6 protein-coding genes, 14 tRNA genes, 2 rRNA genes and 1 pseudogene (1 of these 23 running past the window's edge) are annotated in these 9,646 nt (G+C 43.4%); 22 read left to right on the top strand and 1 reads right to left on the bottom strand.

Annotation, left to right across the window (positions count from 1 at the left end):
- From NSS60_RS12485 to NSS60_RS12400, 18 genes and pseudogenes are all read left to right on the top strand, one after another.
- A 23S ribosomal RNA gene (locus tag NSS60_RS12485) occupies window positions 1-503 on the top strand (it extends 2,423 nt beyond the left edge of the window).
- Between the two features lie 247 nt (window positions 504-750).
- Window positions 751-867 (top strand): 5S ribosomal RNA (gene rrf, locus NSS60_RS12480).
- Between the two features lie 10 nt (window positions 868-877).
- A tRNA-Val gene (locus NSS60_RS12475) sits at window positions 878-953 on the top strand.
- Window positions 954-981: 28 nt separating this feature from the next.
- Window positions 982-1,058 (top strand) — tRNA-Met (locus NSS60_RS12470).
- Window positions 1,059-1,062: 4 nt separating this feature from the next.
- A tRNA-Asp gene (locus tag NSS60_RS12465) sits at window positions 1,063-1,138 on the top strand.
- Window positions 1,139-1,161: 23 nt separating this feature from the next.
- A tRNA-Phe gene (locus NSS60_RS12460) sits at window positions 1,162-1,237 on the top strand.
- 11 nt (window positions 1,238-1,248) lie between these two features.
- Window positions 1,249-1,324 (top strand) — tRNA-Thr (locus NSS60_RS12455).
- Window positions 1,325-1,329: 5 nt separating this feature from the next.
- Window positions 1,330-1,414: transfer RNA gene (locus NSS60_RS12450), tRNA-Tyr, on the top strand.
- A 10-nt stretch (window positions 1,415-1,424) separates the two neighbouring features.
- Window positions 1,425-1,498, top strand: a tRNA-Trp gene (locus tag NSS60_RS12445).
- A 9-nt stretch (window positions 1,499-1,507) separates the two neighbouring features.
- Window positions 1,508-1,583: transfer RNA gene (locus NSS60_RS12440), tRNA-His, on the top strand.
- A gap of 17 nt (window positions 1,584-1,600) precedes the next feature.
- Window positions 1,601-1,675: transfer RNA gene (locus NSS60_RS12435), tRNA-Gln, on the top strand.
- Between the two features lie 5 nt (window positions 1,676-1,680).
- Window positions 1,681-1,752 (top strand) — tRNA-Gly (locus NSS60_RS12430).
- Between the two features lie 11 nt (window positions 1,753-1,763).
- Window positions 1,764-1,837 (top strand) — tRNA-Cys (locus NSS60_RS12425).
- An 11-nt stretch (window positions 1,838-1,848) separates the two neighbouring features.
- A tRNA-Leu gene (locus tag NSS60_RS12420) sits at window positions 1,849-1,934 on the top strand.
- 51 nt (window positions 1,935-1,985) lie between these two features.
- Window positions 1,986-2,069: transfer RNA gene (locus NSS60_RS12415), tRNA-Leu, on the top strand.
- A gap of 115 nt (window positions 2,070-2,184) precedes the next feature.
- Window positions 2,185-2,565, top strand: coding sequence for a hypothetical protein (locus tag NSS60_RS12410; protein WP_051035038.1), 381 nt, complete (start codon window positions 2,185-2,187; stop codon window positions 2,563-2,565).
- Between the two features lie 295 nt (window positions 2,566-2,860).
- Window positions 2,861-3,531, top strand: a pseudogene (locus NSS60_RS12405) (IS982 family transposase); the annotation flags it as partial.
- A 442-nt stretch (window positions 3,532-3,973) separates the two neighbouring features.
- Window positions 3,974-4,047 (top strand) — tRNA-Gly (locus NSS60_RS12400).
- A gap of 81 nt (window positions 4,048-4,128) precedes the next feature.
- On the opposite strand, the gene NSS60_RS12395 is transcribed toward NSS60_RS12400, so the two are convergent.
- The gene (locus NSS60_RS12395; protein ID WP_340720885.1) at window positions 4,129-4,791 is read right to left on the bottom strand and encodes a B3/B4 domain-containing protein; all 663 of its coding nucleotides are present in this window, start codon (window positions 4,789-4,791) and stop codon (window positions 4,129-4,131) included.
- Between the two features lie 61 nt (window positions 4,792-4,852).
- On the opposite strand from NSS60_RS12395, the gene queG reads away from it, so the two are divergent.
- The 4 genes from queG (at window position 4,853) to NSS60_RS12375 (ending at window position 9,566) form a co-directional block, all read left to right on the top strand.
- Window positions 4,853-5,989 (top strand): tRNA epoxyqueuosine(34) reductase QueG, encoded by a 1,137-nt coding sequence (gene queG / locus NSS60_RS12390; protein ID WP_340720884.1) that lies wholly within the window; start codon window positions 4,853-4,855, stop codon window positions 5,987-5,989.
- Window positions 5,990-6,046: 57 nt separating this feature from the next.
- A complete protein-coding gene (locus NSS60_RS12385; protein ID WP_004892266.1) occupies window positions 6,047-6,904 on the top strand; it encodes an amidase domain-containing protein in 858 nt (285 codons plus the stop codon).
- 11 nt (window positions 6,905-6,915) lie between these two features.
- A complete protein-coding gene (trmL, locus tag NSS60_RS12380; RefSeq protein ID WP_004892264.1) occupies window positions 6,916-7,389 on the top strand; it encodes a tRNA (uridine(34)/cytosine(34)/5-carboxymethylaminomethyluridine(34)-2'-O)-methyltransferase TrmL in 474 nt (157 codons plus the stop codon).
- A 281-nt stretch (window positions 7,390-7,670) separates the two neighbouring features.
- Window positions 7,671-9,566: a PrkA family serine protein kinase gene (locus NSS60_RS12375; RefSeq protein ID WP_004892261.1), complete on the top strand. Its 1,896-nt coding sequence runs from the start codon at window positions 7,671-7,673 to the stop codon at window positions 9,564-9,566.
- The last annotated feature ends 80 nt before the right edge of the window (window positions 9,567-9,646 follow it).

The following is a 9,646-nucleotide window of genomic DNA, read 5'->3' as shown; positions in this document are numbered from 1 at the left end:
TGGTTCCGAATGGAAGGGCCATCGCTCAACGGATAAAAGCTACCCCGGGGATAACAGGCTTATCTCCCCCAAGAGTCCACATCGACGGGGAGGTTTGGCACCTCGATGTCGGCTCATCGCATCCTGGGGCTGTAGTCGGTCCCAAGGGTTGGGCTGTTCGCCCATTAAAGCGGTACGCGAGCTGGGTTCAGAACGTCGTGAGACAGTTCGGTCCCTATCCGTCGCGGGCGTAGGAAATTTGAGAGGAGCTGTCCTTAGTACGAGAGGACCGGGATGGACGCACCGCTGGTGTACCAGTTGTTCCGCCAGGAGCACAGCTGGGTAGCTATGTGCGGAAGGGATAAGCGCTGAAAGCATCTAAGCGTGAAGCCCCCCTCAAGATGAGATTTCCCATCGCGTCAAGCGAGTAAGATCCCTTGAAGATGACAAGGTAGATAGGTCCGAGGTGGAAGCGTGGCGACACGTGCAGCTGACGGATACTAATCGATCGAGGATTTAACTAAGCACACAAGAAAAGCTGAGAACGGTCCTTGGCGAAGCCAAGGAAACGTCCGACGGAGCCGAGAGCTTTTGACGAAGACGTGCTTGCACGTCGAACGGAAAAAGCGAAGGCGTAGGAGGATGTTAGTTCGAAGCTAGACAGTAAGAAAAGCGAAGGCGACTGTTCTGTTATCTAGTTTTGAAGGAATAAAAAAATGCTTGACAACAAAAAATATTCCGTTATAATAACATTTGTCTAAAGCATTATTGCTCGGTGACGATGGCGGAGAGGTCACACCCGTTCCCATCCCGAACACGGAAGTTAAGCTCTCCAGCGCCGATGGTAGTTGGCGGGACACCGCCTGCGAGAGTAGGACGTTGCCGGGCAAGATGCAATGGAGGATTAGCTCAGCTGGGAGAGCACTTGCCTTACAAGCAAGGGGTCGGCGGTTCGATCCCGTCATCCTCCACCATGTATGAACATTGATTTACTTTTATCATCGCGGGGTGGAGCAGCCAGGTAGCTCGTCGGGCTCATAACCCGAAGGTCGCAGGTTCAAATCCTGCCCCCGCAACCAAAATGGTCCCGTAGTGTAGTGGTTAACATGCCTGCCTGTCACGCAGGAGATCGCGGGTTCGAGTCCCGTCGGGATCGCCACTATATAAGTGAATTACTTAGACGGCTCGGTAGCTCAGTCGGTAGAGCAAAGGACTGAAAATCCTTGTGTCGGCGGTTCGATTCCGTCCCGAGCCACCATTTTAAATGATGCCGGCTTAGCTCAATTGGTAGAGCAACTGACTTGTAATCAGTAGGTTGCGGGTTCAAGTCCTGCAGCCGGCACCATCTGCGGAGGGGTAGCGAAGTGGCTAAACGCGGCGGACTGTAAATCCGCTCCCCTTGGGTTCGGCGGTTCGAATCCGTCCCCCTCCACCATTTTGACTTTAGGGGCATAGTTTAATGGTAGAACAGAGGTCTCCAAAACCTCCGGTGTGGGTTCGATTCCTACTGCCCCTGCCAAAAAACGTGGCGGCTATGGCGAAGTGGTTAACGCACCAGATTGTGGCTCTGGCATTCGTGGGTTCGATTCCCACTAGTCGCCCCATATATGCTTGAAAATTTTGGGGTATAGCCAAGCGGTAAGGCAACGGACTTTGACTCCGTGATGCGTTGGTTCGAATCCAGCTACCCCAGCCATATATGCGGAAGTAGTTCAGTGGTAGAACACCACCTTGCCAAGGTGGGGGTCGCGGGTTCGAGTCCCGTCTTCCGCTCTTCGTTTCATGGCGGCATAGCCAAGTGGTAAGGCAGAGGTCTGCAAAACCTTTACCACCGGTTCGAATCCGGTTGCCGCCTCCATTTTTTTATGCGCCGGGGTGGCGGAATTGGCAGACGCACAGGACTTAAAATCCTGCGGTAGGTGACTACCGTGCCGGTTCGAGTCCGGCCCTCGGCACTGTAAAGGCTTGACAAAGCAAGTTTGTGTGATAAAATTTAATTGTTCCATGCCGATGTGGCGGAACTGGCAGACGCGCACGACTCAAAATCGTGTTCCCTTGCGGGAGTGTGGGTTCGACTCCCACCATCGGCACTGTTAAATAGGGAAAAGGTTTTAGGGACAAGGGGTTTCACAAAGGTGAAATCCCTTGTTTTTTATTTACCGAATACATTTGACGCATTTTTATTTTGGAAAGTAGGTGAATAAAATGATCATTGCGAACAACTATAAAGAAATTAAAGATCATTTTGATTTCACGGATAGTATCATAACGGATATGAAATGGAATAATCCATTAGACCTATCTATCACGATAGACTATTATTGGGATACACAGGAGAATAGGGAGGAAAATAGGACATTAGCGTTGCATTTTAAGGATTGCCTAGATGTGGAGTACAAAATAAAAAAAGAGATACTAGAAATGTCAAGGCGTGATATCCATTTTGATAGCTTGTTCACTATTATTCTCTTCGAAAATGTAGAAGCAAATTCAAGCGAATTTTACCATTTTCATATCTATACCTTTGATTATAAAGAGCCGTTGTTAAAAATTATTTGTAAGCAAGTTCAGTTGGAAGAAGTATAGCGCCACTCGTCATGGATTTTAACAAAGAGATGGGAAAGATTAACAACTAAAAGGCGGTTCGCTCCGCCTTGTTTTATTGTTGTTTTTGCGGTATTATCTCGTTAAGAAAAGCGAACGCGTCAAGTTGTTACTAACTCATATTTCGCACCTTGGTAGGGCGGAACAAAAGGATTTTTCATTCAGTTTTTTAGAAACCCGTGGTGCTATATAAAATCGAGTAAGCATAAAAATAGCCCTTGCTTGTGGATCTCCTATAGAATGGAAGTGCCAACCAACATTCGAAAGGAGAATTCCCATGCAAGAGCCCTTTCATTTTACTACAGATCAAGCAAAGATTCAAAAACAATATGCAGTCATTTTCTTTTTTGTTTCTGCCCAGCTGTCACAAATTCAATTCTATCTTCAACGTCGCAATCGTCATTTGGTGAAACAAGAAGATACGGTGATCATTGCTATTCATCTTTTAGGAAAGCTGCTTGGCTTCTCTTCCGAACGTGCATGGCATCGCTTTGTGACTGGGAACTTGTTTACAACGTTCTCGATACAATCGCCGTTGTCGAGCGCTGCGCTTTGCGATCAAATGGATCCGCCATGAGCTAGCCAAACGTGGACAACACCACGCCTATGCGGTCGTAGATAGTATACCACTCGAGTTGTGCCATGCCGCAAGAATGTACCGAGTCAAACGATTTCAAGGAATCGCGGACATCGGTCTCTGTGCATCGAAAAAGCAGTGGTACTATGGATTTAAGCTCCATCTTCAGGTGACCAACCAAGGACTGCCCATGGGATACGTGGTAACGGAGGCGTCCTGTCACGATCGAACTGCAGCTGAAACCGTCATGACCCAAATTCCTCATCCTTTTAATTTGGGTGATAAAGGATTTATCAGTAGCGAATTGCAAAAAAAAGTTGTATGAAGCGTACCAAATCGCTTTTTGGACTCCATCTCGCAAAAATCATCGTTTTTGATTATATGAATTTGATTGTGTATGAAACCAAAAGGTGTTATGTCAAATCTCTTCTTCATTTGTAACCACGATGCCTATTATTGTCCAGGCATATATGCGCGCATTGATTTTATAGGGAAAAATGAGTTATAAAGAGATGAGTGATGCATTTTTGAAAAAGTTGTGAACAACGTATTGACTTGTCCGAGGGGAGTCGATATAATGTAAAACGTAATTACGAAACAGGGATTCCTGTTTTTATTTTTGCATCTGATTCGACAAATTTCTACTTTTTCTGCATGCGGGTGTAGTTTAGTGGTAAAACCTCAGCCACGAGCGACACATCGTCGAATAAGCGACGAGTTGCCTCGACGCACCGATCATCGTTGAGTAAGCGGGAAGAGGAAGAGGCATAGTTGAGCGTGCAGGGCAATTGTGGATATAGTGAATACAATGATGCGGGTGTAGTTTAGTGGTAAAACCTCAGCCTTCCAAGCTGATGTCGTGGGTTCGATTCCCATCACCCGCTCCATACATACGGGGACAACGCAGTGTTTCGTTTCGAAGATGAACGGGGCATTGCGTTTTTTTATTTCGCTTCGCCCCGTATTTGTTATATGATGAGTTGTGTATGAGCTGTACCCCCATGGATTTGAATAAACATCTCTTTCATCGCTTGCAATATTTGTTCACATTGCGTTTCTGTAAATGAGGGCAGAAAATATACGATTTGAATTGCATTTGTTGTTTGCTCTGTAACCATTGTTCGTTTCGAATCAACGATTGGACTGCCGAACGGGCCTTGAGCGTCTTTTGTGACGAGTTTTCGATCAAAATTTGTCGTCCGATCATTGATGCCGATATATTCATCTGCTTGTGTACCGATCGTGACGGCTATATCTCCTGTTAGATGATCTCGATCATAAATGCCGATCGGTAGTTTATAATATAAGGAAAAAAAGTTATTCACATCGGCCGCCGAGTGAATGGATGGAATAAAACTTTGCTTCTGTACGCGACGAAGCAAACTTTCCGATGAAGGACGATATCGGCTCGGATCTGTGCCAATTTGTTTAAATACAGACCGCCATTCTTTTACTTCTGGCCATTCAGCCAACGGAGTTTGTTCCATATCAAAATATAGCAACTCTTGAAATTGGCGAAGTTTCCCTTTCAGCATGTTGGGGGATGGACCGACGACGATTTGATCGTATGTAAGGACGCCGATTTTAAAATGAGGTACGCGCTGTTTTATTGTGTCACAAATGGTTAACATATCGTTCACTCCTTTTTCTTTACATTGTAACATAAACAACAAAGAAAGGAGGGATTCGGGGATGGACGTTGAAGCATTAAAGGAAGAAATCATTCAATATAGCCGAACGATCGGCATTGATAAAATCGGTTTTGCTCATGCGGATCCGTTTAGCGAATTAAAAGAACGACTGCGTCACCAGCAACAACTCGGATATGAATCAGGATTTGAGGAGCCTGATATTGAAAAGCGGACAACCCCATCTTTATTGCTTCCAGAAGCACGTTCTATTATTGCAATTGCCCTCGCGTATCCGTCGAAGCTAAAAAACGCACCGCGAAGCACGAAAACAGAACGAAGAGGCATTTTTTGTCGCGCATCCTGGGGACAAGATTATCATGTTGTTTTACGCGATCGCTTACAAAAATTAGAACAATTTATTTTAGAACGTGTACCAGATGCAAAAGTAAAATCAATGGTAGATACAGGAGAATTATCGGATCGGGCAGTAGCCGAGCGTGCAGGTATCGGATGGAGTGGGAAAAACTGCTCAATTATTACGCCAGAGTTTGGATCGTACGTATATTTAGGAGAAATGATTACAAATATCCCGTTTCCTCCGGATGCGCCAATTGAAGATCAATGCGGGACATGCACGCGCTGCATTGATGCTTGTCCGACAGGCGCACTTGTGCAAGGGGGACAGTTGAATGCGAAGCGATGTATTGCTTTTTTAACGCAAACGAAAACGTTTATTCCTGATGAGTTTCGCGATAAAATTGGTAATCGATTGTACGGATGTGATACGTGTCAACTTGTTTGTCCGAAAAATAAAGGAAAAGACTTTCATTTCCATCCAGAGATGGAGCCGGATCCAGAAGTGGTGAAACCGCTATTAAAACCAATTCTTCATATGACGAATCGCCAATTTAAAGAGACGTTTGGGCATTTATCGGGGGCATGGCGTGGGAAAAAACCGATTCAACGGAATGCCATTATCGCATTAGCTCATTATAAAGATGAAAGTGCCATCGACGATTTATTGATATTGCTTCAAAAAGATTCACGTCCAGTCATTCGTGGAACCGCGGCGTGGGCGCTTGGGAAAATCGGAAACAGGAAAGTTGTGCCGATGCTCCAGCAAGCAAAAGAAAAAGAACAAGATGAGGACGTTATTCGAGAAATTGATAACGCGTTAGCGATGCTTGAAAATGTGTAGTTGTTTTTCTTTCATCTCTGACATAACGTATTAAAAAACGAAAAAGTGGTGAGCGAGATGAGAAAACAGCTACACGCCCTTCTCGATCAGCGTATTCGTTCCTTTTTTGCGGCTAATGTGACGGATGAGGAAATGGAACGAAAAAAGCAACTGCTGGCGAAGCGACAGGCGAAGCTTGTGAAATGCGAAGGAAAAGGAGTCGTAATAGAAAAGAAACATATTGCCTCTCACACGTTCGTCCGCTACATCGTTCATTTCCGTTTTTTTATTTGGCAAGACGGGTGGATGTATGTTGAAGAGGAACAAGAGATGCGTGAAGCAATATTTGAACGACGTGAGCTTGTGAGTGATCGCCCGCTTTTGCCTAACATGGAGACGGAACAAGTTGAAAAAAAACAAGAACGTCATGAAGATGAACGAGTTCGTTATACGTATGATCGATTAGCCGCAGTACGATATGCTGAAGTATGGTGGAATGATTATAACCCCGCGTTTCATCAATTCCATGTTGATTGCACAAATTTCGTTTCTCAATGTTTGCATGCGGGCGGTATTCCGATGATCGGATATCCAAATAAAACGAAAGGATGGTGGATGCGAGAAAACGATTGGAGCTATACGTGGACGGTTGCACATGCATTTCGTTGGTATTTAAGTGGAACGAAAACAGGTATTCAAGCAGTTGAAAAAAAATCGCCGGAACAGTTGTCTCTTGGTGACGTCATTTGTTATGATTTTCAAGGGGACGGACGATTCGATCACACGACGATCGTTGTCGCGAAAGATAAACAAGGGATGCCTCTCGTCAATGCCCATACGTCCAATAGTAGAATGCGTTATTGGTCATACGAGGATTCAACCGCTTATACGCCGAATATTCAATATAAGTTTTTTCATATTATTGATCGAATATAGGAGTGAAGAATGTGGCTTTACATGTCGTTTTATATCAACCAGAAATTCCAGCAAACACAGGAAATATCGCGCGTACGTGCGCGGCGACAGGAACGTCATTACATTTAATTCGACCGCTCGGATTTTCAACTGATGACAAAATGTTAAAGCGTGCCGGATTAGATTATTGGGAGTATGTTAACGTTCATTATTACGATTCATTACAAGAGCTTTTCGAAAAATATAAGGAAGGTCAATTTTTCTTTATTACGAAGTTTGGAGAAAAATATTACACCTCTTTTGACTATAGCGATCAAACGAAAGACTACTTTTTCGTTTTTGGTCGCGAAACAAGCGGATTGCCGAAAGATTTAATTGAAAATAACATGGAACGTTGTTTGCGTATTCCGATGAATGAATACGTCCGTTCGCTCAATTTATCGAACACAGCTGCTATCCTCGTGTATGAAGCGTTAAGACAACAAAACTTTCCAAACGTATTTTAAGCGACTTTCGAATGAAAGTCGCTTAATTTTTTACTTCTGGCTTATCATTATATCCTGCGGTGAAGATCGCCACCAAAAAGGCAGCGATTACGCCAAGAATGAGAAGCGTCTTCATATACAATCTCCTCCCTTGATGAAGTGACAACAAATGTCCACGTTTTCATTATAGCTTAATTGCATGTCGGGATGAAAGTCATTCTTTCACGAATGATCCCGGACATCCTTGCATACATATGGTATTAATCACAATGCTAGATCACAACGGTGGAGGAGGTCCGTGTATGGACATTTTAAAAAAAATACAAAAATATAGAGAAGAAGAACAGAAGTTAAAGTGGGAAGGGACATTTGCGGAATATTTAGAAATCGTAAAAGAAAAGCCATGGGTAGCTCAGTCTGCTCATTCTCGCGTTTACAATATGATCAAAGATGCGGGCGTAGAAGAAGTGGATGGGAAGAAAAAATACAACTTTTTTAGCGGCCAGTTGTTTGGACTTGAGGAAGCGCTAGAGCGTCTTGTAGAAGAATATTTTCATCCAGCTGCGAAACGATTAGATGTTCGAAAACGTATTTTGTTGTTAATGGGGCCAGTAAGCGGCGGAAAATCGACGCTTGTGACGATGTTAAAGAGAGGGCTTGAGGCGTACTCATATACCGATCGTGGTGCTGTATATGCCATTAAAGGATGTCCGATGCACGAAGATCCGCTTCATTTAATCCCGCACCATTTACGCGACGAGTTTTATAAAGAGTACGGTATTCGTATCGAAGGAAATTTGTCGCCATTAAATATGATGCGGCTTGAAAAAGAATACGGTGGGCGCATTGAAGATGTGATGGTTGAACGCATCTTTTTCTCAGAAGATAAACGTGTCGGAATCGGGACGTTCAGCCCATCCGATCCGAAGTCCCAAGATATTGCTGATTTAACAGGAAGCATTGATTTTTCTACGATTGCTCAATATGGGTCCGAATCGGATCCGCGCGCATATCGCTTTGATGGGGAGTTAAACAAAGCAAATCGCGGCATTATGGAATTTCAAGAGATGCTGAAATGTGATGAAAAATTTTTATGGCATTTACTTTCTTTGACGCAAGAAGGAAATTTTAAAGCGGGACGTTTTGCACTTATTAGTGCTGATGAGCTCATTGTTGCTCATACGAATGAAACAGAGTATCGTTCGTTTATTGCTAATAAGAAAAATGAGGCGCTTCATTCGCGAATTATCGTCATGCCGATTCCATATAACTTAAAAGTGTCAGAAGAAGAGCGTATTTATGAAAAAATGATTCGCGAAAGTGACGTAGAAGATGTGCATATTGCACCGCATACGCTGCGGGTAGCAGCGATGTTTACCATTTTAACGCGATTGAAAGAGCCGAAGCGCGGTGATATCGACCTTGTGAAAAAAATGCGCTTGTATGACGGTGAGTTAGTTGAAGGATTTAATGAAGTGGATGTCGAAGAGCTGAAAAAAGAATATCCAGATGAAGGAATGAGTGGTATTGATCCACGTTATGTTATTAATCGTATTTCGTCTTGTATCATTCGAAAAGAAGTGCCGTCCATTAATGCATTAGATGTATTGCGAGCATTAAAAGAAGGGCTAGAGCATCATCCGTCTATTTCAAAAGAAGATCGGGAACGTTATTTAAATTTCATTTCGATTGCAAGAAAAGAATACGATGAAATTGCAAAACGTGAAGTACAAAAAGCGTTCGTCTATTCGTATGAAGAATCAGCAAAAACGTTAATGGATAACTATTTAGATAATGTAGAAGCGTATTGTAACAGAGCGAAAATTCGGGACCCGCTCACAGGAGAAGAAATGAATCCAGATGAAAAGCTGATGCGTTCGATTGAAGAGCAAATTGGCATTTCGGAGAATGCGAAAAAAGCATTTCGTGAAGAAATTTTAATTCGTATCTCAGCATATGCCCGCAAAGGTCAACGATTCGATTACAATTCGCACGAACGGTTGCGTGAAGCGATCCAGAAAAAGTTGTTTGCAGACTTAAAAGATATTGTCAAAATTACGACGTCTACAAAAACACCTGATGAACAACAACTCAAGAAAATTAATGAAGTTGTTGCGCGGTTAATTGATGAGTATGGTTATAACTCCACTTCAGCAAATGAATTGCTTCGTTACGTCGGAAGCTTGTTAAACCGATAAAGCATGCCGCACTTGGCATGCTTTGTTTTATCATCGTACTGTAGTTGAGCAATTTTCGTTACAATAATTACCATTTAAAA

The sequence above is a fragment of the Anoxybacillus sp. FSL W8-0382 genome, assembly GCF_038003845.1.
Taxonomy (GTDB): domain Bacteria; phylum Bacillota; class Bacilli; order Bacillales; family Anoxybacillaceae; genus Anoxybacillus; species Anoxybacillus flavithermus_G.
Note: the sequence above shows the minus strand (reverse complement) of the source record. Positions and strands in the feature narration are given on the sequence as shown.

Excerpts from the sequence above, each read along its gene's own strand:
- queG (WP_340720884.1), top strand. The coding sequence starts at position 4,853 with ATGGACGTTGAAGCATTAAAGGAAGAAATCATTCAATATAGCCGAACG.
- NSS60_RS12395 (WP_340720885.1), bottom strand. The coding sequence starts at position 4,791 with ATGTTAACCATTTGTGACACAATAAAACAGCGCGTACCTCATTTTAAA.
- NSS60_RS12410 (WP_051035038.1), top strand. The coding sequence starts at position 2,185 with ATGATCATTGCGAACAACTATAAAGAAATTAAAGATCATTTTGATTTC.
- NSS60_RS12385 (WP_004892266.1), top strand. The coding sequence starts at position 6,047 with ATGAGAAAACAGCTACACGCCCTTCTCGATCAGCGTATTCGTTCCTTT.
- NSS60_RS12375 (WP_004892261.1), top strand. The coding sequence starts at position 7,671 with ATGGACATTTTAAAAAAAATACAAAAATATAGAGAAGAAGAACAGAAG.